The 22,993-nt window shown below is 60.3% G+C and carries 20 protein-coding genes; 13 read left to right on the plus strand and 7 right to left on the minus strand.

The window, feature by feature from the left end:
* Positions 1-168 precede the first annotated feature (168 nt).
* The 5 genes from F7R20_RS09810 (at position 169) to F7R20_RS09830 (ending at position 5,489) form a co-directional block, all read left to right on the plus strand.
* Positions 169-825, plus strand: a complete 657-nt coding sequence (locus F7R20_RS09810; protein WP_003205303.1) for an alpha/beta hydrolase — start codon at positions 169-171, stop codon at positions 823-825.
* Between the two features lie 98 nt (positions 826-923).
* Positions 924-2,387, plus strand: a complete 1,464-nt coding sequence (rhlB, locus tag F7R20_RS09815; RefSeq protein WP_003205304.1) for an ATP-dependent RNA helicase RhlB — start codon at positions 924-926, stop codon at positions 2,385-2,387.
* A gap of 163 nt (positions 2,388-2,550) precedes the next feature.
* Entirely contained in the window at positions 2,551-3,498 is a 948-nt protein-coding gene (locus F7R20_RS09820; RefSeq protein WP_003205305.1) for an ornithine cyclodeaminase family protein, read from the plus strand.
* Between the two features lie 147 nt (positions 3,499-3,645).
* On the plus strand, positions 3,646-4,773 hold the full coding sequence (locus F7R20_RS09825) for an NAD(P)/FAD-dependent oxidoreductase (RefSeq protein ID WP_003205306.1): 1,128 nt from the start codon (positions 3,646-3,648) through the stop codon (positions 4,771-4,773).
* Between the two features lie 89 nt (positions 4,774-4,862).
* A complete protein-coding gene (locus F7R20_RS09830; protein WP_003205307.1) occupies positions 4,863-5,489 on the plus strand; it encodes a helix-turn-helix transcriptional regulator in 627 nt (208 codons plus the stop codon).
* Between the two features lie 106 nt (positions 5,490-5,595).
* Here the strand turns inward: F7R20_RS09830 and F7R20_RS09835 are convergent, their stop codons facing one another.
* The 6 genes from F7R20_RS09835 to F7R20_RS09860 all read right to left on the minus strand — a co-directional run bounded on the left by F7R20_RS09835 (position 5,596) and on the right by F7R20_RS09860 (position 10,908).
* Entirely contained in the window at positions 5,596-6,372 is a 777-nt protein-coding gene (locus F7R20_RS09835) for an ABC transporter substrate-binding protein (protein WP_003205308.1), read from the minus strand.
* 254 nt (positions 6,373-6,626) lie between these two features.
* On the minus strand, positions 6,627-7,079 hold the full coding sequence (gene moaE, locus F7R20_RS09840) for a molybdopterin synthase catalytic subunit MoaE (RefSeq protein ID WP_003205309.1): 453 nt from the start codon (positions 7,077-7,079) through the stop codon (positions 6,627-6,629).
* A 3-nt stretch (positions 7,080-7,082) separates the two neighbouring features.
* Positions 7,083-7,325, minus strand: a complete 243-nt coding sequence (locus tag F7R20_RS09845; RefSeq protein ID WP_003205310.1) for a MoaD/ThiS family protein — start codon at positions 7,323-7,325, stop codon at positions 7,083-7,085.
* Positions 7,322-7,795 carry a cyclic pyranopterin monophosphate synthase MoaC gene (moaC, locus tag F7R20_RS09850; protein ID WP_003205311.1) on the minus strand — a complete coding sequence of 158 codons (474 nt, stop codon included), beginning with the start codon at positions 7,793-7,795 and terminating at the stop codon, positions 7,322-7,324. Before moaC ends, F7R20_RS09845 begins: the two co-directional genes overlap by 4 nt.
* Before the next feature lie 251 nt (positions 7,796-8,046).
* Complete coding sequence (locus F7R20_RS09855; protein ID WP_003205312.1) at positions 8,047-9,441, minus strand: PhoH family protein; 1,395 nt, start codon at positions 9,439-9,441, stop codon at positions 8,047-8,049.
* 336 nt (positions 9,442-9,777) lie between these two features.
* A complete protein-coding gene (locus F7R20_RS09860) occupies positions 9,778-10,908 on the minus strand; it encodes a polysaccharide deacetylase family protein (RefSeq protein WP_003205313.1) in 1,131 nt (376 codons plus the stop codon).
* Between the two features lie 308 nt (positions 10,909-11,216).
* Between F7R20_RS09860 and yaaA the strand changes: the two genes are divergently transcribed.
* The gene (gene yaaA, locus F7R20_RS09865; RefSeq protein ID WP_003205314.1) at positions 11,217-11,996 is read left to right on the plus strand and encodes a peroxide stress protein YaaA; all 780 of its coding nucleotides are present in this window, start codon (positions 11,217-11,219) and stop codon (positions 11,994-11,996) included.
* Between the two features lie 84 nt (positions 11,997-12,080).
* On the opposite strand, the gene F7R20_RS09870 is transcribed toward yaaA, so the two are convergent.
* Positions 12,081-12,335, minus strand: coding sequence for a hypothetical protein (locus F7R20_RS09870; protein ID WP_146002231.1), 255 nt, complete (start codon positions 12,333-12,335; stop codon positions 12,081-12,083).
* A gap of 471 nt (positions 12,336-12,806) precedes the next feature.
* Between F7R20_RS09870 and F7R20_RS09875 the strand changes: the two genes are divergently transcribed.
* The 7 genes from F7R20_RS09875 (at position 12,807) to F7R20_RS09905 (ending at position 22,982) form a co-directional block, all read left to right on the plus strand.
* Entirely contained in the window at positions 12,807-14,123 is a 1,317-nt protein-coding gene (locus F7R20_RS09875; protein ID WP_003205315.1) for a nucleotide sugar dehydrogenase, read from the plus strand.
* A 100-nt stretch (positions 14,124-14,223) separates the two neighbouring features.
* Positions 14,224-15,705, plus strand: a complete 1,482-nt coding sequence (alg8, locus tag F7R20_RS09880) for a mannuronan synthase (protein WP_003205316.1) — start codon at positions 14,224-14,226, stop codon at positions 15,703-15,705.
* A 35-nt stretch (positions 15,706-15,740) separates the two neighbouring features.
* Positions 15,741-16,910 carry an alginate biosynthesis protein Alg44 gene (locus F7R20_RS09885; protein ID WP_003205317.1) on the plus strand — a complete coding sequence of 390 codons (1,170 nt, stop codon included), beginning with the start codon at positions 15,741-15,743 and terminating at the stop codon, positions 16,908-16,910.
* Positions 16,911-16,925: 15 nt separating this feature from the next.
* Positions 16,926-18,410, plus strand: coding sequence for an alginate biosynthesis TPR repeat lipoprotein AlgK (algK, locus tag F7R20_RS09890; RefSeq protein WP_003205318.1), 1,485 nt, complete (start codon positions 16,926-16,928; stop codon positions 18,408-18,410).
* Positions 18,411-18,415: 5 nt separating this feature from the next.
* The gene (locus F7R20_RS09895; protein WP_027911418.1) at positions 18,416-19,906 is read left to right on the plus strand and encodes an alginate export family protein; all 1,491 of its coding nucleotides are present in this window, start codon (positions 18,416-18,418) and stop codon (positions 19,904-19,906) included.
* Between the two features lie 26 nt (positions 19,907-19,932).
* The gene (gene algG / locus F7R20_RS09900; RefSeq protein ID WP_003205320.1) at positions 19,933-21,522 is read left to right on the plus strand and encodes a mannuronan 5-epimerase AlgG; all 1,590 of its coding nucleotides are present in this window, start codon (positions 19,933-19,935) and stop codon (positions 21,520-21,522) included.
* A gap of 11 nt (positions 21,523-21,533) precedes the next feature.
* Positions 21,534-22,982, plus strand: coding sequence for an alginate O-acetyltransferase (locus F7R20_RS09905; protein WP_003205321.1), 1,449 nt, complete (start codon positions 21,534-21,536; stop codon positions 22,980-22,982).
* Positions 22,983-22,993: the final 11 nt, after the last annotated feature.

The raw sequence follows: 22,993 nt of genomic DNA on the forward strand, positions 1-22,993 counted from the left end.
CTCGGGTACACCCATAGCAAAGCCCGTACCAGACCGCTGCGCTTAGCCCTTGTAAAACACGTCAAGACAAAAACTTTCAACTTTGCGACATCTAATTAACTGAGACACCGGACACGCACTGTAATCACGCACTGATTGGGCGCGCCCGCACAGATTTGGAGCACAACCATGACCGACCCCCTGATTCTCGAGCCCAGCGGCACTGCCGACGCGTGCGTTATCTGGCTTCACGGCCTGGGCGCCGATCGTTTTGATTTCCTGCCAGTCGCTGAAATGTTGCAACAAAGTTTGCTCACCACACGTTTCGTTCTACCCCAGGCACCGACCCAACCAGTAACGATTAACGGCGGCTACGCCATGCCCAGTTGGTACGACATCCGGGCCTTGAGCCCGGCGCGGGCCATTGACGAACAGCAGCTCGAAGCCTCGGCACAACGGGTCATCGACCTGATCGAAACCCAGCGAGCCAGCGGAATAGACGCCTCGCGGATTTTCCTGGCGGGTTTCTCCCAGGGCGGCGCGGTGGTCTATCACACGGCATTCGTGAAATGGCAGGGCCCGCTGGGCGGCGTGGTCGCGCTGTCTACTTATGCACCGACTTTCAGCGATGAGTTGCAATTGTCGGCCAGCCAGCAACGTATTCCAGTCCTGGCGCTGCACGGGCAATACGACGAAGTGGTACTCAACCCCATGGGTCGGACCGCAAAAGAGTATTTGAAGCAGCATGGTGTCACCGTGACATGGCAAGAATACCCAATGGGCCACGAAGTGTTACCCGAGGAGATTCGCGACATCGGCACCTGGCTGGCCGAGCGGTTGCGCTAAGAGGCTGATCGCCACGCCGGTCCTTTGACGATCACACTACGCCGCGCCCGTTTCTTGCATTACACTGGCCGGCGTACATTCCTTAACCAATCGATGAGATGACCGTGCTCAAAGCACTCAAGAAGATGTTCGGTAAAAGCGAGGCCGAGCAACTCGCGCCTGGCTCCACTGCGCCGACCCACGGCCCGAGCCGTACCGATGCGCAACAACCGCGCCGGGCGGCACCTGTTGCACAGGCAACAAAAGAACCCGTCGCCCAGCCTGTTACGGCCCCCGAGCCCGAGAAACCACGCAACGAAACCCCCAGGCCACGGCGCGAACGCGCACCGAAACCGCCGGTCGTCGCCTGGAAGCTCGAGGACTTCGTCGTAGAACCCCAGGAAGGCAAGACCCGCTTCCACGATTTCAAGCTCGCCCCGGAACTGATGCATGCCATCCAGGACCTGGGTTTCCCGTATTGCACGCCGATCCAGGCGCAAGTGCTCGGTTACACCCTCGCCGGCAAAGACGCCATCGGTCGCGCTCAGACCGGCACCGGCAAGACCGCCGCATTCCTGATTTCCATCATCACCCAGCTGCTCCAGACCCCACCGCCCAAGGAACGCTACATGGGCGAACCGCGGGCGCTGATCATCGCGCCGACCCGCGAGCTGGTGGTGCAGATCGCCAAGGACGCCGCCGACCTGACCAAGTACACCGGCCTGAACGTCATGACGTTCGTGGGTGGCATGGATTTCGACAAGCAGCTCAAGCACCTCGAAGCCCGTCACTGCGACATCCTGGTCGCCACGCCGGGCCGCCTGCTGGACTTCAACCAGCGCGGCGACGTGCACCTGGACATGGTCGAAGTGATGGTGCTGGACGAAGCCGACCGCATGCTCGACATGGGCTTCATCCCGCAAGTGCGCCAGATCATTCGCCAGACTCCACCGAAAAGCGAACGCCAGACCCTGCTGTTCTCCGCCACCTTCACCGAGGACGTGATGAACCTGGCCAAGCAGTGGACCACCGACCCTGCCATCGTCGAGATCGAAGCCGAGAACGTCGCCAGCGAAAACGTCGAGCAACATATCTACGCAGTCGCCGGGGCCGACAAGTACAAGCTGCTCTACAACCTGGTCAACGACAACGGTTGGGAGCGGGTGATGGTGTTCGCCAACCGCAAGGACGAAGTGCGCCGCATCGAGGAACGCCTGGTGCGCGATGGCGTCAACGCGGCCCAGCTCTCGGGCGACGTGCCGCAACACAAGCGCATCAAGACCCTCGAAGGTTTCCGTGAAGGCAAGATTCGCGTGCTGGTGGCCACCGACGTGGCCGGTCGTGGTATCCACATCGACGGCATCAGCCACGTGATCAATTTCACCCTGCCGGAAGTGCCGGACGACTACGTGCATCGCATCGGCCGTACCGGTCGTGCCGGGGCCGCGGGGGTTTCGATCAGCTTCGCCGGTGAGGATGACTCCTACCAGTTGCCGTCGATTGAGGCGTTGCTGGGGAAAAAGATTAATTGCGAAACTCCGCCGACGCATCTGTTGCGACCGGTCGAGCGCAAGCGCCCTTAGCATCGAGACGGACGCAGAGCGTCCATGAGGCATTCCCACGCAGAGCGTGGGAATGATCAGCGCAGCCAAGACAGGCTGCGCTTTTTTTTGCCTGGGGATATTGCTCGATTAAACTAAAAGTCCATAATGGACAAATTAGTTTACGCAAGCATCCGGAGCCCCCATGTCCAGCACGCCCCATGTGATGACCCAAGCCCAGGCCCGAGAACTGCTCGGGCAAATCGACGTGCCGCACATCCTGCGCAAGCTGTTCCGTGATCTCGCCGCTGGACAAGCGGTGCAGCCACCCCAGCAACTGGTGGTGTTTCCACAGGGCGCCGGGGACTTCATCAACTATCTGGGTGTGCTGGCTGAAGACCAGGTCTACGGGGTCAAGACCTCGCCCTACATCGTGCGCGAGCAAGGTCCGCTGGTGACCGCCTGGACCTTGTTGATGTCGATGCAGACCGGCCAGCCGCTACTACTGTGCGATGCCGCCGAGTTGACCACCGCTCGCACCGCTGCCACCACGGCTGTTGCCGTCGATGCCCTCGCCCCGCACACCGCCCGGCGCCTGGCGGTCATCGGTAGCGGTGCGGTGGCGCGGGCACACGTGCAATACGTCAAGGGCCTGCGGGACTGGCAAGCTATCAGCCTATATTCGCCAGGCCTGAAGACCAAGTCGGCACAAGAACTTGCCTCCATCACCGACCTGGACCCGCGCCTGCACATCGCCGACAGCCTTGAAGCGGCGCTGCACGACGCTGATGTGGTGATGCTCTGCACCTCGTCCGCCAAAGCGGTACTCGACCCGCAGGCCTTGGGCAAACCGGCGCTGATCACCTCCATCAGCACCAACGCCCCACGCGCCCATGAAGTCCCCCCTCAAAGCCTCAACGACATGGACGTGTTCTGCGACTATCGTCAGACCACCCCAGGCTCGGCCGGTGAAATGCTGATCGCCGGCGAAGAGCATGGCTGGGAGGCGTCGAGCATCGTCGGCGATTTGCCCGAATTACTCAGCGAACACGTGGCGCGTCCCGACTACCAACGCCACGTGTTCTTCCGCTCCATTGGTCTGGGCCTGGAAGATGTTGCGCTGGCGAATGCCCTGTATCGACTTCACAACTGACACCCACCATTCCCTTGTGGGAGCGAGCTTGCTCGCGATGGCGGTGGGTCAGTCACCTTCAATATCGACTGTCAGGCCGCCTTCGCGAGCAAGCTCGCTCCCACAGGGGTCTTCGAGTTCCCGGGCACATTCTTCGCAGGAGAATTCATGAAACAAGCAGATTTCATCATCATCGGCGGCGGCATTGCCGGTGCATCCACCGGTTACTGGCTCGCCCCCCACGGCCGTGTGATTGTGCTCGAACGCGAATCCCATCCGGCCTACCACTCCACCGGACGCTCGGCGGCGCTGTATACCGCCGCCTACGGCACCCCTCAGGTGCGGGCGCTGACCCAGGCCAGCCGGGATTTTTTCGACGCCCCGCCGACCGGTTTCTGCGAACACGCCTTGCTGACCCCTCGGGGCGAAATGACCGTGGACTTCACCGGTGACCCGGCCGAGTTGAACAACCAATACCTCAGCGCCAAGGCCACGGTGCCGCAGATGCAACTGCTCAGCGCCGACGAAGCCTGTGTGCGGCTGCCGATCCTGCGACGGGAGAAAGTCCACGGAGCGATCTACGACCCCACGGCCTGCGACATCGACACCGATGCACTGCACCAAGGCTACCTGCGCGGTATTCGTCGCAATGGCGGTGAAGTGCACACCGACAGCGAAGTCCAGCAATTGAGCCGCGATGATCAGGGGCTGTGGCAGGTGAAGACCGCCAACCAGACGTTCACCGCACCGATCCTGATCAATGCTGGCGGCGCATGGGCCGATCACATTGCCGAAATGGCCGGCGCCCGGAAGCTGGGGTTGCAGCCCAAGCGGCGCGCAGCGTTCATTTTTGCCGGGCCCGAGGGCGTGGACATCCATGACTGGCCGATGCTGGTGAGCCTGGACGAATCCTTCTATATGAAGCCTGACGCCGGCATGTTCCTCGGCTCGCCAGCCAACGCCGACCCGGTGGAACCCCATGACGTGCAGCCGGAAGAGCTGGACATCGCCATGGGCATCTACCAGATCGAAGAAGCCACTACCCTGACCATCCGCCGCCCGACCCGCACCTGGGCCGGCTTGCGCAGTTTCGTGCCCGACGGTGACCTGCTGTCCGGTTTCGATCCGCAGCTGCCCGGGCTGTATTGGGTCGCAGCCCAGGGTGGCTACGGCATCCAGACCTCACCGGCCATGGGCCAGGCCAGCGCGGCGCTGGTGCGTGGCGAACCGCTGCCCGAGGCCCTGGCCCGTTTCGGCCTGAACAGCGCCATGCTGTCACCCGAACGCCTGGGCTGAGCCACCTTGAGGTGACGCATCGCCACGATTGCGGCACACTCCCCCGCGCCCCTGTTCCACGGGGCGCTGACGCTGCCTGGAGCCCTGTCATGACTGCCTCGCCACCCGATCCGGCGCTGGAAAACTTCCGCACCATCGCCGACGCCATCGCCACGCTGTTCTACCCCCACGCCGAAGTGGTGCTGCACGACCTGCGCACCCAGAAAGTCGATTACATCGCCAATAACCTGTCCAAGCGCGAAATTGGCGATGACTCGTCCCTGGAAGACATGCTCAGCGAGGACGTCAGCGAACGTAATATCGGGCCCTACGAAAAGCTGAACTGGGACGGACAGAAGATTCGCAGCCTCAGCAGCGTACTGCGCGACGCCGACGGTCATCCGCTGGCGGTGCTGTGCATCAACCTGAATATTTCGCTGTTCGAGAATGCCAAGGCCGCGCTGGATCTGTTCCTGTCGCCGAGCAAGTTGATCCCCCAGCCCGACTCACTGTTTCGCGATGACTGGCAGGAACGGATCAACACCTTCCTGCATGCCTGGATGCGCGAGCGTCAGTTGAGCCTGAACCTGCTGACCCGCGACCACAAACGCGAGCTGGTGCTGGCGCTGCATGCCGAAGGCGCATTCAAGGGCAAGAGCGCGTCCAACTACGTGGCCAATGTGCTGAATATGGGGCGGGCGACGGTGTACAAGCATTTGAAGGAGCTGAAGGGCTGAAATCTGCTTTGCCAGGTCTGCCGCCTTCGCGAGCAAGCTCGCTCCCACACTGGATCTTTGTACCCAGGTCCCCTGTGGGAGCGAGCTTGCTCGCGATGGCGGTCAATCAGTCGCCATAGATATCCGACTTGAAATACTTGCCCTGGATCTTCTGATACTCCCCATTGGCCCGAATCCCATCGATGGCCTTGTTCAAATCCGCCACCAGTTGGGTATTGCCCTTGCGCACCGCGATACCGGCGCCTTCGCCGACGTATTTGGGGTCCTTGAGCTCGGGGCCGACAAAGGCGTAGCCCTTGCCACGAGGCATCGACAGGAAGTCTTCCAGCGGGATGGTGTCGGCGAAAATCGCGTCGAGCCGACCGGACGCCAGGTCCATGTAGATTTCTTCGTTGTTGCTATAGCGCTTGACGATCACACCCTTGGGTTCGAGGACTTCAGTGGCGTAGCGGTCAGTGGTGGTGGCCCGCTGCACACCGACGGTCTTGCCCTTGAGGCTGGCGTACTGGTCATCGACCACCGCCCCTTCCTTCATGACCAGGCGCGATGAGGTGAAGTAGTACTTGTGGGTGAAATCCACCGATTTCTTGCGCTCTTCGGTAATGGTCATGGACGACAACGCCAGATCGATCTTCTTCACCTTGAGCGCCGGAATCAGCCCGTCGAACTCACCCTCGATCCACTCGCACTTGACCTGCATCTGCGCGCACAGGGCATTGCCGATGTCGTAGTCGAACCCCTCGATCTTCCCTTCCGAGGTCTTGGAAGCAAACGGCGGATATGCCGCCTCGATGCCGATGCGCAAGGTTTTCTCAGCGGCGAACAGGCTGCTGGAGGCCAACAGGCTCAAGGCCAGGCCGGTGATGAGGGGGAGTTTTTTCATGATCGATCTCTCGCGGGTTGTTGTTGGTTTGGCAGAGAAAGGTGGGGCGATGACTTTATATGTACTTATAAATCCATATTGGACTTTAATGTACACACCGTCAATCGGTAGGCAGGGGAATGTGATGGGAGGTTGATGGCCTCATCGCGAGCAAGCTCGCTCCCACAAGGGACCTTGTGTACAACGAAGATCCACTGTGGGAGCGAGCTTGCTCGCGATGGCGACTTATGGCTTGCGAAAAAACAACAGGTTGCTTACTGCTTCCAGCGATCCGCCGCCGCATGATCACTGTCCCGCCCTTCAACCCAGCGCGGGCCATCGACAGTGTTTTCCTTTTTCCAGAACGGCGCTCGGGTCTTGAGGTAGTCCATGACAAAGGCGCAGGCGTCGAACGCCGCCTGGCGATGGGCACTGGCGGCACCGACGAAGACGATCGGCTCGCCCGGTTCCAGGGCACCGATCCGGTGCAGCACCTCCAGCTTGAGCAACGGCCAGCGCTGCTCGGCCTCGGTGGCGATCTTGCCCAAGGCTTTTTCTGTCATGCCTGGGTAATGCTCCAAGAACATCCCGGACACATCGAGGCCGTCATTGAAGTCACGCACGTAGCCGACAAAACTCACCACCGCCCCCACGCCGACATTGGCCGCGTGCATCGCGTTGACTTCGCCCCCTGCGTCGAACGGTTCGACCTGCACACGAATCGCCATGGTTCAGCCTCCGGTCACGGTGGGGAAAAACGCCACTTCGTCGCCGTCCGCCAGCGGTTCGTCGAGCTGGCACAGGTCTTCATTGCGCGCGCACATCAGGTTTTGTTCCTTCAGCACCTCGGCCCCGTCACGCAGGGCAAGCAGCACGCGCACATCGTCGACCGTGGCGAAATCGCCTTCCACCTTTACCGAATCCACGCCAAGCGCTTCACGGTAACGGGCAAAGAACTTCACGTTGATTTTCATGACGCATCCGCCTGGAAATGGCCGCTCTTGCCGCCGAGTTTTTCCAACACCCGCACGCCTTCGATGGTCATGCCACGGTCGACGGCCTTGCACATGTCGTAGATAGTCAGTGCGGCGACGCTGGCGGCGGTGAGCGCCTCCATTTCCACGCCGGTCTGCCCCGACAGTTTGCAACGGGCGACGATGCGCACCCGGTCCTCGCCTTCGGCATTGAGCTCGACCTTGACGCTGGTGAGCAGCAGCGGGTGGCAGAGCGGAATCAGGTCACTGGTTTTCTTGGCCGCCTGGATGCCAGCAATGCGTGCGACGGCGAACACATCGCCCTTGGGGTGACCGCCGCTGACGATCATCTGCAGCGTGTCGGGCAACATGCGCACAAAGGCCTCGGCCGTGGCTTCACGGAACGTCACGGCCTTGTCGGTCACGTCGACCATGTTGGCGCGACCTTGGGAATCGAGATGAGTCAGCACAGGGTTACTCCTGATCGGGAGTGTCGATTGTAAACCCGTGGGTCAAATTCCGGCAGGCTTGATTGTCGCACCTGCAATTTGCAAAACACCGGAGATCCCTTGTGGGAGCGAGCTTGCTCGCGATGAGGGTGTGTCAGGCACCTATTTTTATCTGACACACCGCCATCGCGAGCAAGCTCGCTCCCACAGGGGTTATATGTCAGGCAGAAAAAAAAACCGGGCGACCATAGGGTCGCCCGGTTTGGCTGGGGTTACAGGTGGGATTCGGCGTATTCGGCCAGGATCGAGCGCGGTACGCCCTGCAGGGTGATGTGGACCCCGTTGGGGAAGTCCTTGAAGCGTTCGGTCAGGTAGGTCAGCCCGGAGCTGGTCGCGGACAGGTAAGGGGTGTCGATCTGCGCCAGGTTACCCAGGCACACCACTTTGGAACCGGCACCGGCACGGGTGATAATGGTTTTCATCTGGTGCGGGGTCAGGTTCTGGCATTCGTCGATCAGGATCAGGCTCTGCTGGAAGCTGCGCCCCCTAATGTAGTTGAGGGATTTGAACTGCAACGGCACTTTGCTGAGGATGTAGTCGACGCTGCCATGGGTGCTTTCGTCATCCATGTGCAAGGCTTCGAGGTTGTCGGTTATCGCCCCCAGCCACGGCTCCATTTTCTCCGCTTCGGTACCGGGCAGGAAGCCGATTTCCTGGTCCAGGCCCTGCACGCTGCGGGTGGCGATGATGCGCCGGTAGCGCTTGCTGACCATGGTCTGCTCGATGGCAGCGGCCAGGGCCAGAATGGTCTTGCCGGAACCGGCGGCGCCGGACAGGTTGACCAGGTGGATATCCGGATCAAGCAAAGCGAACAGCGCCAGGCTCTGATAGATGTCACGGGGCTTGAGGCCCCAGGCTTCCTGATGCAGCAAAGGTTCCTGGTGCAGGTCGAGGATCAGCAGCTTGTCGACATGGATTTCCTTGATCCAGCCGACGAAGCCTTGTTCGTCGATGATGAACTCGTTGATGTGCACCGCCGGCAGGTTGTCGATCAACTGCACCTGGTGCCAGGTGCGGCCGTGGTCCTGGCGGGTCTCGACCTTGCTCACACGGTCCCAGAAGGAGCCGGTCATGTTGTGGTAGCCATTGGGCAACAGCGAGACGTCGTCGACCAGTTGGTCGGTGCTGTAGTCCTCCGCCGCGATCCCGCAGGCGCGGGCCTTGAGGCGCATGTTGATGTCTTTGGTCACCAGCACCACGGCCTGGTCCTTGGTGCGCGCGTGCAGGTCGATCAACTGGTTGATGATGATGTTGTCGTTCAGGTGTTCAGGCAGCACCAGGTTGGGTTCGGTGCGCTTGCTCATCAAGATCGAAAGCAGGCCCTTGGGGCCACTTTTGCCGCGCTGGATCGGCACGCCGAGCTCAACGTCCTCCGGAGAGGCGTCACCCAGGGTCTTGTCGATCAGGCGGATCGCCTGCCGGCATTCGGCCGCAACGCTGTGGTGTCCGCTCTTGAGCTTGTCCAGCTCCTCAAGCACGGTCATCGGGATGGCAACGTGGTGTTCTTCGAAGTTCAGCAGGGCGTTTGGATCGTGGATCAATACGTTGGTATCGAGTACATAGAGGATTGGCTGGTTGGAGGAAAGGCTGCGTCCGTGGTCATCCATACTCGGTCACCTATGTGGGGGCCATTCGACGCAATACCGTGACAGTGCTGCGCCTCGAGGTAGCCACCGAATTCACCCGCGACGATTCAGGTGAACTGCACACAATCTGGGTCTTGGAAGACGCCACCTGTGTTGCAGGTTTCGGCGGTCTGTCTTCTTGATACTCCAAAAACCATGACAGGAAAAAGCACTTTGACGCTTTTTTGAAGTTTATTTTTCAGAGTGACGAATAACCCTTGGCGTACCGCCATTGCGCCGTTAAAGTCGGAAGTCCGGTTGTCATGAATGTGCGCCGGTTTTTTCTCGTCCCCCAATGTTTCCGGGCCTTTTCAGGTTTCAGCGAAACGCTTCCTGGCAGTCCGCCCAACCGATCCCGCTTTGCGCCGTCTGCGTCATCAACCAGGGCATCGCCGTTTTCACCCCATCCTGCTTGGCATTGAAATTGATCACCCCGTGACGCCACAGCAGCATCAGGGTCAGTACACGCTGGGCGCTTTGCTCAGGCTTGAGTCGATTGTTGCTGTCCTGGGGATCGATGTCCCACAGCGCCACTTGCAAGCCCTGCTGCTGGAAGAACGCTTGCGCATCGCCGCGACGCTGGCCTTGGGGCGGACGGAACAGCGGCACGAAATTTTCGGGCAGCTTGCCCTTGACCAGCTCGACACTGCGCCGGACCGAGTCTTGCCAGTCCTGCCAATAACTGTGGGAGCGGAACTCCCAGCCCTGCACGCCCACGCATTGTCTCGAATACAACGCCTGGAGATTGTTGACCGAGCCCTCTTGCAACCGCGCCTGGATATCCTTGCCCAGCACGAAGAAGGTGCCATTGATGTTCGCCTTGCGCAGGTATTCGGCCAACCACGGGGTGTTGTCCGGCACAACGTTGGCGGCGCTGTCGAAGGTCAGCAGGAACAGGCGGTCGTTCATGCCTTCGCCGTTGCGTTCGTAATCGCCGAAACGTTCGATTTCGCTGCTGGTTTGCGGAAAAAGCGCGGCTTTACGCAACAGTTCGTCGCGGTATTGGGTATGAAAGATCTGGCTCGGCGCGGCCCACTTGATGTAGTAGGAATTGTCATCCAGATGGAATCTGCGTGCCTCTTCGCGCAGGGTCGCCATGTCCTCGACCAGGTAACAGAAGGAAGCGTCCTGATCGCAACTGCGTTGGGCAAAGTTGTAGTTGGCCAACAACCGCTGCCACAGCCGGGCGCGAAGCGCGTCGATAGCAACCATATTGACCGAACGCAGCCCCAGGTACTGCTTGAGCGCAATTTCGTCCATGGCATCGACGTCCAGCAGGACCCGGGCGAACATCAGGATCTCGGCCCGCGAGGCCACGTCGAACAGCGTCGGGCTGGTGAGTTGTTCCGGCCAGGTGCTGCGGTCCAGGGTCGCGACGTCGTTGAGCGCGGGCGCGGCAATTGCACCCAGGCTCAACAGCCAGGCCGATAACAGAAGAGCGATACGCAAAAGGGATGTCTCCATAACGAAACCCGCGCGGCATCATAGCCGATCCTGGCGCAATACCCTTGTGATCAGAGGACTTGGGGAGCAGACCTGTGGGAGCAAAGCTTGCTCGCGATGCAGGCGACAAGGTCCATCTGCAAGATTGCGTCATCGTTCATCGCGAGCAAGCTTTGCTCCCACAGACTTAGCTCCCACAGCTCCCTCACCACAAATGCCCGTCAATACTCGCCCATCCATCACCTATCACCCCAATAGCTGGAGTCCACCCGGACAACCCCCTAGAATCGCCGCACCCTCAAGGAGACGATTTCATGCTGATGGTGATTTCCCCCGCCAAGACCCTCGATTACGAAACACCGCCGGCCACCGCGCGTTTTACCCAGCCGCAGTACCTGGATCATTCCCAGGAACTGATCGAGCAACTGCGCGAACTCTCCCCGGCACAGATCAGCGAGCTGATGCATGTCTCCGACAAGATCGGCGGCCTCAATGCCGCGCGATTTGGCAGTTGGACACCGGCGTTCACCCCAACCAATGCCAAGCAGGCGCTGCTGGCCTTCAAGGGCGACGTGTACACGGGCCTCGATGCGCAGAGCTTTGGCGACGCCGACTTCGACTACGCCCAGCAACATCTGCGCATGCTTTCTGGCCTCTATGGCCTGCTGCGGCCACTGGACCTGATGCAACCCTATCGCCTGGAAATGGGCACTAAGCTGGCCAATGCCCGGGGCAAGGACCTTTATGCTTTCTGGGGCACGCGCATCAGCGAATGGTTGAACGAAGCCCTCGCCGACCAGGGCGACGACGTACTGCTGAACCTGGCTTCCAATGAATACTTCTCGGCGGTCAAGCGCAGCGCACTGAAAGCGCGCGTCATCGATACCGAATTCCGCGACCTAAAAAATGGCCAGTACAAAATCATCAGCTTCTACGCCAAGAAAGCCCGGGGCCTGATGAGTCGTTTCGTGATTCAGGAAAGGATCAACGACCCTGCGGCACTCAGCCAATTCGATGTACAGGGCTACCGCTTCAACGCCCAACAGTCGAGCCGGGACAAACTGGTTTTCCTGCGCGATCACGCCCCTGAATAAGGCATAACCTTATACCGCCCCCTGATCGGGGGCTTCGATCATCTGCCTACTTGTCATCTTAGTTCCTCGCCCACCTCGCCATTTTCATGGCGCCAATAAATCGCCCCACCCCTGCGCTAACTTTTCTTTCACTCGACACTCGTCAGTTTTTTGCGTAGTGGCACCGATTTTTTTCATCGGTAGTGGCACAAAACTATCTACCCCTTCTAACTCCCCATTAATAAAGGGCGAAACGGTAAGTGCCATCATATTGAGGCCAGTGCCATCTTCGATAATATTTCGAAAAATTTCGAAAATCGCGATGAGCGGATCGGAACTATGTGAAATTGCATGGCTCATACCATCCGTAACGATTCTCGGCGAGCGTGTACGAGATAACTTACAAAGGACGACGAACGGATTAACCAAGTTGTCACGACAACTTAGTCAAACGGTCGTCTAATTGGATCCACCCTTAAAGGATGGGAGATAAAGCACCATTACTATCCCCTACAAGGCCAAGGCTGCGCCCCTATAACGTGCTCACCCGAGCACACAAACTTTTGATTTTGTGGGCTTTTTGCCAGGGATCGAAAGTGAAGGACCTTTGCACGAGCGTTCCCGATAACGAGGACTGGCTGCATAACAGGGCAGGTCATAACAACTAGGCCACATTGCGCACAACTTGAGTGCATTTATTTAGACACTCGGAACTTAGTATGCCTGCACACGGCATTGTGGCGCCTGCATTCCACACTTCCGAGTGCACTATGACCGCTGAACACTATTAACTCCGGCCATTTAATGGCGTGAAAAACAGAGGGAAATGCGATGCGCATTAGCATATTTGGTTTGGGTTACGTCGGTGCAGTATGTGCCGGTTGCCTGTCTGCACGGGGCCATGATGTAGTTGGCGTAGATGTCGCCAAAGACAAAATCGACATGATCAACGCTGGCAAATCGCCAATCGTTGAACCGGGTCTTGGCGAGCTATTGGCGCAAGGCATTCAAACAGGCCGGCTGCGTGGTACCACCAACTTCGCCGAAGCCATTCGCGATACTGACCTGTCGATGATTTGTGTCGGTACACCAAGCAAAAAGAACGGCGACCTGGAACTGAACTACATCGAAGCCGTGTGCCGCGAGATCGGTTTTGTCCTGCGTGACAAGACCACCCGCCACACCATCGTGGTTCGTAGCACCGTATTGCCGGGCACTGTGGCAAACGTCGTCATCCCGATCCTGGAAGACTGCTCCGGCAAGAAAGCCGGCGTCGATTTCGGTGTCGCAGTCAACCCTGAATTCCTGCGCGAAAGCACCGCGATCAAAGACTACGACCAGCCGCCGATGACCGTTATCGGTGAGTTCGACAAAGCCTCTGGCGACGTTCTGCAATCGCTGTACGAAGAGCTCGACGCGCCGATCATCCGCAAGGACATCGCCGTTGCCGAGATGATCAAGTACACCTGCAACGTGTGGCACGCCACCAAGGTGACCTTCGCCAACGAGATCGGCAACATCGCCAAGGCTGTCGGCGTCGATGGTCGTGAAGTGATGGATGTGGTCTGCCAGGACAAGACCCTGAACCTGTCCCAGTACTACATGCGTCCAGGCTTCGCCTTCGGCGGCTCCTGCCTGCCCAAGGACGTTCGCGCCCTGACCTACCGCGCCGGTTCCCTGGACGTGGAAGCGCCGCTGCTCAACTCGCTGATGCGCAGCAACGAATCCCAGGTGCAGAACGCCTTCGACATCGTTTCCAGCCACGACAAGCGCAAAGTCGCCCTGCTGGGCCTGAGCTTCAAGGCCGGTACCGACGACCTGCGTGAAAGCCCACTGGTAGAACTGGCGGAGATGCTGATCGGCAAGGGTTTCGACCTGAAGATCTACGACAGCAACGTCGAATACGCCCGCGTCCACGGTGCGAACAAGGATTACATCGAGTCGAAGATCCCTCACGTCTCGTCCTTGCTCAACTCCGACTTCGACTCGGTGATCGACAGCTCCGACATCATCATCCTGGGTAACCGCGATGAGAAGTTCCGCGCGCTGACCGAGAACGTACCGGAAGGCAAGCAGGTCATCGACCTGGTCGGCTTCATGTCCAAGGCCACCAACCCGAGTGGCCGGACCGAAGGCATCTGCTGGTAAGTCTGTTTGCCGGCCGGGGCATGCCCCGGCCGGCCTTTCGCCTGCCTTAACCCATCGGGCCGCCCACAAGGCCCGCCCGAGATAGAGACGGATGCAGATTATGCACAGGCTAAAGCACGGCCTGCTTCAGGCCGCCGGTTGGCTGTTTTACTTGAGTTTATTGATGGGCATCGCCATGGCGCTGCCCACGTCCACGTTCGACTCCGAATCCAAGGACTTCATCTTCCTGATCGGCGCCGTGGGCATCTGGCGTTACTCCATGGGAGCAACGCATTTCGTGCGCGGCATGATCTTCCTGTACATCGTCTACCCGCACCTGCGCCGCAAGGTACGCAAGCTGGGCAAGGCGGCGGATCCGTCCCATGTGTACCTGATGGTCACCAGCTTCCGGATCGATGCGCTGACCACCGCCCAGGTGTATGGCTCGGTGATTCGCGAGGCCATCGAATGCGGGCTGCCCACCACCGTGGTCTGCTCCATCGTGGAAATGTCCGACGAACTGCTGGTCAAGAGCCTCTGGGCCCGCATGAACCCACCAGCGCGGGTCAAGCTGGACTTCGTGCGTATCCCTGGCACCGGCAAGCGCGACGGCCTGGCCTACGGTTTCCGCGCCATCTCCCGCCACTTGCCGGACGACCGCGCCGTAGTAGCGGTGATCGACGGCGACACCGTGCTCGCCGAAGGCGTCGTGCGCAAGACCGTGCCGTGGTTCCAACTGTTCGGCAACGTCGGCGGCCTGACCACCAACGAGTTCTGCGAAGTGCGCGGCGGCTACATCATGAGCGAATGGCACAAGCTGCGTTTCGCCCAGCGTCACATCAACATGTGCTCCATGGCCTTGTCCAAGCGCGTGCTGACCATGACCGGCCGCATGTCGGTGTTCCGCGCCACCGTGGTCACCAACCCGGACTTCATCGCCGACGTGGAAAGCGACTCGCTGCAACACTGGCGCCTGGGCCGCTTCAAGTTCCTGACCGGCGATGACAAGTCGAGCTGGTTCAGCCTGATGCGCCTGGGTTACGACACCTTCTACGTGCCCGATGCGGCGATCAACACCGTTGAACACCCGCCGGAGAAGAGCTTCATCAAGGCCAGCCGAAAACTGATGTTCCGCTGGTACGGCAACAACCTGCGGCAGAACTCCCGGGCACTGGGCCTGGGTCTGCGCCGTCTGGGCCTGTTCACCTCGGTGGTGCTGTTCGACCAGCGTGTGTCGATGTGGACCTCGCTGCTGGGCCTGACCGTGGCACTGATCGCCAGCTTCAAGTACGGCACCGCGTTCATCCTGGTGTACCTGCTGTGGATCGGCATCACGCGGTTGATCCTGACACTGTTGCTGTCGTGCTCCGGACACCGGATCGGCCCTGCCTACCCGGCGATTCTCTATTACAACCAGATCGTCGGTGCCCTGGTGAAGATCTACGTGTTCTTCCGCCTCGATCAACAGTCCTGGACCCGCCAGCCCACCCACCTGACCCGTGATCTCGCCAGCTTTCAACGTTGGTTCAACACTTGGTCGTCTCGGACCATGACCTTCTCCGCCGGCAGCATTTTTGTCGCCGTGCTGCTGACGATGGTCTGACCGGACTTGAATGAATTAACTAGGAAATCGCCCCTATGAACACCGCCGTGAATGTCAACGTAGTGCATGAATCCGAAGCCCAGCGCCAACACGCCAGGGTCAAAATCCCGGCCAAGCTGCGCTTCTTCGGTCCTGACCGTACGCCGATGGAAGTCAAGGTCCTGGACCTGTCCGCCGGCGGCCTGAGCTTCAACGCCGGCCAGATGCCTCTCAAGACCGGGGAGTCCTACAAAGGTCGCCTGCAGTTCGTCATCGACAACCTTGGCCTGGCCATGGACGTGGAATTGCAGATCCGTTCCTACGACCGCCAGACCGGCCGCACCGGTTGCCAGTTCCAGAACCTGGAGCCTCGGGACATCTCGACACTGCGTCACATCATTACCTCGCACCTGGCCGGCGACATCGTCGGTGTCGGCGATGTGCTGGCGACCCTGCAGCGCGATAACTTCACCAAGGCTCGCAAGCAGAAAGACGAAAACGGTGGCATGAGTGCCTTGGGTCGCCTGCGCGCCGTGACCTTCAGCCTGGGCGTCTTTGTCGTTGGCCTCGCGGCGTTCGGTTTCATCTTCAAGTCTGTGTACGGCATGTACTTCGTCAGCCATGCCCAGGCCGGTCTGGTGAATGTACCGGGCATGGCCATCACCATGCCGCGCGACGGCACCGTGCAGAGCCTGGTCAAGGCCGACGGCGCGGCCGCCAAGGGCGCCCCGCTGGCGACCTTCAGCACCAGCATGCTCGACGTGCTCAAGGGTCACCTGGACGACAACCAGTTGCAGCCGGCCAAGGTCGAGGAACTGTTCGGCAAGCAAATGACCGGCACCCTGACGTCGCCGTGCGACTGCATCGTGTCCCAGCAACTGGTCGCCAACGGCCAGTACGCAAGCAAGGGTGACGTGATCTTCCAACTGGTCCCACGGGGCACCGAGGCCAACGTCGAAGCGCGCTTCTCCTATCGCCAGTTCGGCGACGTGCGCCCAGGTACGCCAGTCAACTTCCAGGTCGCCGGCGAAGACACCACCCGTACCGGCAAGATCGTCAGCAGCACCAGCCTGAAAAGTGCCGACCTGTCCTCCGATATCCGTGTGCTGATCCAACCTGACGAACCCCTGGACAGCTCGCTGGCCGGCCGTCCGGTAGAAGTCACCAGCGACCGTGGCCCGAACCTGAACTGGCTGATCGACAAAGCCATGGCCGTCGGTATTTAAGTCGAGGATATGCCCGTGACCATTATAAAAATCCTGAACACCCCACAGACCCTGTGGGAGCGAGCTTGCTCGCGAAAGGATCAACGCGGTCAGGATGCTATGCCGCAAACTCGTTCCCACATGGGAACTCTGTGTGCCCTGGCACTGGCCGTCAGCCTGGCCGGTTGTGCCGGCCTGCCCGATCAACGCCTGGCCAATGAAGCCCTCAAGCGCGGCGACACGGCGCTGGCGCAGCAGAACTACCAGCAGCTGGCCGACCTGGGCTACAGCGAGGCCCAGGTGGGCCTGGCTGACATCCAGGTGGATAGCCACGACCCCGAGCAGATGAAAAAAGCCGAGGCGACTTACCGCGCCGCCGCCGATATCTCGCCACGGGCCCAGGCTCGCCTGGGTCGCCTGCTGGTGGCCAAGCCCGGTTCTACCGAAGCGGAAAAACACGAAGCCGAAGGCCTGTTGAAGAAAGCTTTCGCCAACGGAGAAGGCAACACCCTGATCCCGCTGGCGATGCTGTACCTGCAATATCCCCACAGCTTCCCGAACGTCAACGCCCAACAGCAGATCAGCCAATGGCGCAGCGCCGGTTATCCGGAAGCGGGCCTGGCGCAGATTCTGCTCTACCGCACCCAGGGCACCTACGACCAGCACCTGGACGAAGTCGAGAAGGTCTGCAAGGCCGCGCTGGCGACCACGGACATCTGCTACGTCGAACTGGCCACGGTCTATCAGAAACGCGGCCAGCCGGAACAGCAGGCCGCACTGCTCAAGCAGATGCAGGACGGTCACGCCCGTGGCGTCGTATCCGCCCAGCGCGTGGACAGCGTCGCCCGTGTCCTGGCCGACGCCAGCCTGGGCAAGACCGATGAAAAGACCGCCCAGTCGTTGCTCGAAGGCATCGCCCCTGGCTACCCCGCTGCCTGGGTCAGCCTGGCGCAACTGCTCTACGACTTCCCGGAACTGGGTGACGTCGACAAGATGATGCAGTACCTGGAAAACGGCCGCGCCGCCGACCAGCCGCGCGCCGAGCTGTTGCTGGGCAAGCTTTACTACGAAGGCAAGTGGGTCCCGGCCGATGCCAAGGTCGCCGAGGCACATTTCCAGAAAGCCGTGGGCCGCGAAGTGGCCGCCGACTACTACCTCGGCCAGATCTATCGCCGCGGTTACCTGGGCCAGGTGTACTCGCAAAAAGCCCTGGACCACCTGCTCAAGGCCGCCCGCAACGGCCAGAACAGCGCCGACTTTGCCATTGCCCAGCTGTTCTCCCAGGGCAAGGGCACCAAGCCCAACCCGGTCAACGCCTATGTGTTCAGCCAGTTGGCCAAGGTGCAGAACACCCCGCAAGCCACCGAGCTTGCCCAAACCCTCGAAGCACAATTACCGCCGGAACAACTTGCACAAGCCCAACGCCTGCTACAACAAGAGCAGGCCATTCGCGGCGCTATGAGCCCCGATACGCTTGAACTGCAAGCCCTAAAAGAAGATGACGGCGAGGAACCTCTATGAAGCTTTTGAAGCTCAACCCTTTTGTGCAGGCTGGTATTGGCCTGTCGTTTGCCCTGCTGTGGTCCTGTCCGACCCTGGCGGCACTGACCGATAGCAAGAATTTCGGCCTGGAAGTGAAGATCACCGGGCAGTCCGAAGATGACCGTGACCTCGGCACCCAGAGCGGTGGCGACGTCAACGGTGTCGGCCTGGACCTGCGTCCATGGGTCTACGGTGAAAGCGAAAGCGGCGCCTGGAGCGCCTACGCCATGGCCCAGGCCGTGACCTCCAGCGACATCATCGAGACCGACACCCTGCAACAGTCCGATGGCAGCACCCAGCAAACCGACAGCGGTGACCGCGAAGCCAAGAAAAGCTACCTGGCCATGCGCGAGTTCTGGATTGGCTACCGCGGCCTGACCCCCTACCCGGGCGAGCAGTTGAAGTTCGGTCGCCAGCGCCTGCGCAACGACGACGGCCAATGGCGCGACACCAACATCGAAGCCTTGAACTGGACCTTCGATACCACCTTGCTGCGGGCCAACCTCGGCGTGGCCGAACGGTTCAGCGAGTACCGTACCGACCTCAAGGAATTGTCCCCCAAGGACAAGGACCGCCTGCACGTCTATGGCGACGTGGGCTACCAGTGGATGCCAGGCCAGTGGGCCGGTATCCGCGCCCACCACTCCCATGACAATGGCAGCCTCGATTACCCGACCCCGGGCGAAGCCACCGACACCCTGGACAAGACCCAGAACGGCGACATCTCCTGGCTCGGCCTGGAAGCCAACAGCGACGCCTACAACTGGCGCAACACCAACACCGTCAACTACTGGGCCAGCCTCACCGGCATGAGCGGCGAGCGCGACACCGTCAACCCGCTCAACGCCGACGGCACGCGCCCGACAGAAGCCAAGCACAGCGATGACGTGGACGGCTGGGCCACTGACCTGGGTATCCGCCTGCGTCTGGACCCGCAATGGCAAGTCGGTGCGGCCTATGCCCGCGCCAGCGATGAGTACCAACAGAACGGCCTGCAAAGCAACCGCTCGAACTTCACCGGCACCCGCTCGCGCGTGCACCGTTTCGGCGAAGCGTTCCGTGGCGAAATGGCCAACACCCAGAGCGCCAGCCTGTTCGGTTCCTGGCAACTGCGTGACGAATACGACGCCAGCCTTGTGTATCACAAGTTCTGGCGCGTGGACGGCAACAAGCCAGTGGGCAGCAACGGCATCAACGCCGTGGAAAACAACACCGACGACGTGACCGGCGCGATTCTGTCCACCTCGTCCCTGCCGCTGAATGACGGCGAAAAGGACCTGGGCCAGGAAGTCGATCTGGTCGTCACCAAGTACTTCAAGCAAGGCCTGCTACCGGCCGCGCTGAGTCAATCCATTGATGAGCCGTCGGCGCTGGTGCGCTTTCGTGGCGGCGTGTTCAAGCCAGGCGACGCCTACGGCAAAGAGGTCGATTCGTACATGCATCGCGCCTTTGTCGACGTGATCTGGCGCTTCTGATGCGAATGGCCATGGGAGTGCCCGAAATGAACCGCTACCTCAGGAACAGCCAGGCGATGAAAGGTTCGATCAGCCTGTTGGTCGCAGCGATGCTGCTGGCCGGCTCGCCGGCGTTCGCCAACGTTGAACCGGTGGTCAAGCCGGGCAACGTGGTCAAAGGTCTGCAACAAGCCAAGACCTACACCGTCAGCAGCGCGCCGATCGCACCACTGGAGCTGGCCACGCCGACCCTGCCCGACCTCAAAGGCTATACGGCCGAAGCGGTCGCGGCCAAGATCGTGCGCAGCAAGCCCGGCAAGATCAGCGTGCGGCGGATGATGCAGGAAAACGCCTTGAAGGACTTCATCGGCGGTGACAACAAGATGGCCGAGTGGGTCGTGCGTCAGCACGGCATCCCACAGGCCATCTTCGTCGACGATGGCTACATGAACCTCAAGGACCTGGCCAAGAAGTTGCCCAAGTACATCATCGAAACTTCGCCAGGTGTCTACCTGGCGAAGATTCCGATCGTGGTCGGCCAGAAAGGCATCCTGGAAATCGACAAACAGACCCAGGAACTGCGCCTGTCCCAGGAAGGCGGCGCGTTCCTGGTCAACGATGGCCATATGTTCATCCGCGACACCAAGGTCACCGGCTGGCGTGAAAAGGAAAACGGCCCTGCGACCTTCCGTTCACCCAAGGAATTCCGTCCGTTCCTGCTGGCCTGGGGTGGCACCGAGACCTACATCGTCAACACCAAGATGGCCAGTTTCGGCTACTCCAACAGTAAGTCGTACGGGGTGAGTATTTCCCAGTACACGCCGAACATGGCCAAGGTCCTCAAGCGCCCGGAACCGACCGGCTGGATCATCGGTTCCGAGTTCTCGGACATGTGGTACGGCTTCTACTGCTATGAAACCCGCGACTTCGTGGTCAAGGGCAATACCTACAAAGACAACATTGTCTACGGCATCGACCCCCACGACCGTTCCCATCGGCTGATCATTGCCGACAACACCGTCTACGGGACCAAGAAGAAGCACGGGATCATTATTTCCCGTGAAGTCAACGACAGCTTCATTTTCAACAACCGCAGCTATGACAACAAACTCTCGGGCCTGGTGATCGACCGTAACAGCGTGAACAACCTGATCGCCTACAACGAGATCTACAAGAACCACACCGACGGCATCACGCTCTATGAGAGTGCTGACAACCTGCTGTGGGGCAACAAAGTGATCAGCAACCGCCGCCACGGCATCCGGATTCGTAACAGCGTGAACATCCGCCTCTACGAAAACGTGTCCATGGCCAACGGCCTGACCGGCCTCTACGGCCACATCAAAGACCTGTCCGACACCGACCGTGACATCAAGCTCGACCCGTTCGACGCCGAAGTCTCGCTGATCGTGGTCGGCGGCGAACTGGCTGCCAACGGCAGCGGCCCGCTGTCCATCGACTCGCCGTTGAGCGTCGAGCTGTACCGCGTGTCCATGCTCGCACCGACCAAATCCAGCGGCATCAGCTTCTCGGGAATCCTCGGCGAGCGCCAGGATGAAATTCTCGACCTGCTGGTGCGCCAGCAGAAAGCCGTGCTGATCGACCCCGTCGAACGCCAGACCGAAATGCGGGACTGAGGATGACCTTTATGAACCCAAAGATGATCAAACTCCTGGGCCTGTCCGCCCTGACTGCCGGCATTCTCGCCGCTGCAAGCGGCGCCCGCGCCGATGAAACCAAGGCCCCGAGCTTCACGGCCGAGCCATGCTGCAACCTGTGCCCTGAAGCCCACGACGCGAAGAACTACACCACGCGCTACCAGCAGAACTTCACCACGCTGGTGCAGGCCCAGGGCGACTGGTTGTTCCGGACCCAGGAAGACCTGCGGACCGAATTCAACACCACCCCGGCCGGCTACAAGCGCCTGCAGCAGTTGCACGATGCGTTCAAGGCAAAAGGCGTCGAACTGGTGCTCGTCTACCAGCCAACCCGGGGCCTGGTGAACCGCAACAAGCTCAACCCACAGGAAAAGGCCGCTTTCGACTACGAGAAAGCCCTGACCAACTACAAATCCATGCTCGGCCGTTTCGCCCAGATGGGTTACGTGGTGCCAGACCTGTCGCCGCTGACCAACGAAAGCCTGCCCGAAACCCTGCCGGCCCACGATTTCTATTTCCGTGGCGACCAGCACTGGACGCCATACGGCGCCCAGCGCACGGCCAAGATCGTCGCCGAGAAGGTCAAGCAGATCCCGGCCTTCGCCGACATTCCCAAGCGTGAGTTCGAGACCAAGAAGTCCGGTCGCATGGGCAAGACCGGTACCCTGCACAACATGGCCGGGCAGCTGTGCGGCACCAGCTATGCGATCCAGTACATGGACCAGTTCACCACCGAGCCTAAGGGCGAGGCTGGCGACGGCGACCTGTTCAGCGATTCCGGCAACCCGCAGATCACCCTCGTGGGCACCAGTCACAGTGGCAAGAACTACAACTTCGCCGGCTTCCTGGAAGAGGCCATCGGCGCCGACATCCTCAACGTAGCCTTCCCCGGCGGCGGTTTCGAGGGCGCGATGATCCAGTACCTGGGCAGCGAAGAGTTCCAGAAGAATCCGCCGAAAATCCTCATCTGGGAATTCTCGCCGCTGTATCGCCTGGACCAGGAAACCATCTATCGCCAGATGATGGCGCTGCTGGACAACAACGGTTGCGAAGGCAAGCCGGCATTGATGAGCAGCAAGACCGCGCTCAAGCCAGGCAAGAACGAATTGATGGTCAATAGCAAGAACATGGATCTGCGTAACGGCAGCCACCAGGTCGACATCCGCTTCGCCGACACCTCGGTGAAAACCTTGCAAGCCACCCTCTGGTACATGAATGGGCGCCACGAGGATATCAAGATCGAAAAACCGGATACCTCCGAAACCGACGGACGTTTCGCCTTCCAGCTGCGCACCGACGAGGACTGGGCTTCGCAAAACCTTCTGGCTGTCGAAGTCCAGGGCCCCGAAGCCGGTAAAGAGCCGCAGCAGATCGAAGCGAAAATCTGTAAACGCAACGCATCTCCGCAAGCCGAACAAACGGCTCAAATCGGACAATGAGGTCTCGTCTC

Source organism: Pseudomonas brassicacearum subsp. brassicacearum, assembly GCF_008801605.1.
Taxonomy (GTDB): domain Bacteria; phylum Pseudomonadota; class Gammaproteobacteria; order Pseudomonadales; family Pseudomonadaceae; genus Aquipseudomonas; species Aquipseudomonas brassicacearum.

Coding starts and splice junctions, on each gene's coding strand:
- F7R20_RS09810 (WP_003205303.1), top strand. CDS start 169: ATGACCGACCCCCTGATTCTCGAGCCCAGCGGCACTGCCGACGCGTGC.
- rhlB (WP_003205304.1), top strand. CDS start 924: ATGACCGTGCTCAAAGCACTCAAGAAGATGTTCGGTAAAAGCGAGGCC.
- F7R20_RS09820 (WP_003205305.1), top strand. CDS start 2,551: ATGTCCAGCACGCCCCATGTGATGACCCAAGCCCAGGCCCGAGAACTG.
- F7R20_RS09825 (WP_003205306.1), top strand. CDS start 3,646: ATGAAACAAGCAGATTTCATCATCATCGGCGGCGGCATTGCCGGTGCA.
- F7R20_RS09830 (WP_003205307.1), top strand. CDS start 4,863: ATGACTGCCTCGCCACCCGATCCGGCGCTGGAAAACTTCCGCACCATC.
- F7R20_RS09835 (WP_003205308.1), bottom strand. CDS start 6,372: ATGAAAAAACTCCCCCTCATCACCGGCCTGGCCTTGAGCCTGTTGGCC.
- moaE (WP_003205309.1), bottom strand. CDS start 7,079: ATGGCGATTCGTGTGCAGGTCGAACCGTTCGACGCAGGGGGCGAAGTC.
- F7R20_RS09845 (WP_003205310.1), bottom strand. CDS start 7,325: ATGAAAATCAACGTGAAGTTCTTTGCCCGTTACCGTGAAGCGCTTGGC.
- F7R20_RS09855 (WP_003205312.1), bottom strand. CDS start 9,441: ATGGATGACCACGGACGCAGCCTTTCCTCCAACCAGCCAATCCTCTAT.
- yaaA (WP_003205314.1), top strand. CDS start 11,217: ATGCTGATGGTGATTTCCCCCGCCAAGACCCTCGATTACGAAACACCG.
- F7R20_RS09870 (WP_146002231.1), bottom strand. CDS start 12,335: ATGAGCCATGCAATTTCACATAGTTCCGATCCGCTCATCGCGATTTTC.
- F7R20_RS09875 (WP_003205315.1), top strand. CDS start 12,807: ATGCGCATTAGCATATTTGGTTTGGGTTACGTCGGTGCAGTATGTGCC.
- alg8 (WP_003205316.1), top strand. CDS start 14,224: ATGCACAGGCTAAAGCACGGCCTGCTTCAGGCCGCCGGTTGGCTGTTT.
- F7R20_RS09885 (WP_003205317.1), top strand. CDS start 15,741: ATGAACACCGCCGTGAATGTCAACGTAGTGCATGAATCCGAAGCCCAG.
- algG (WP_003205320.1), top strand. CDS start 19,933: ATGAACCGCTACCTCAGGAACAGCCAGGCGATGAAAGGTTCGATCAGC.
- F7R20_RS09905 (WP_003205321.1), top strand. CDS start 21,534: ATGAACCCAAAGATGATCAAACTCCTGGGCCTGTCCGCCCTGACTGCC.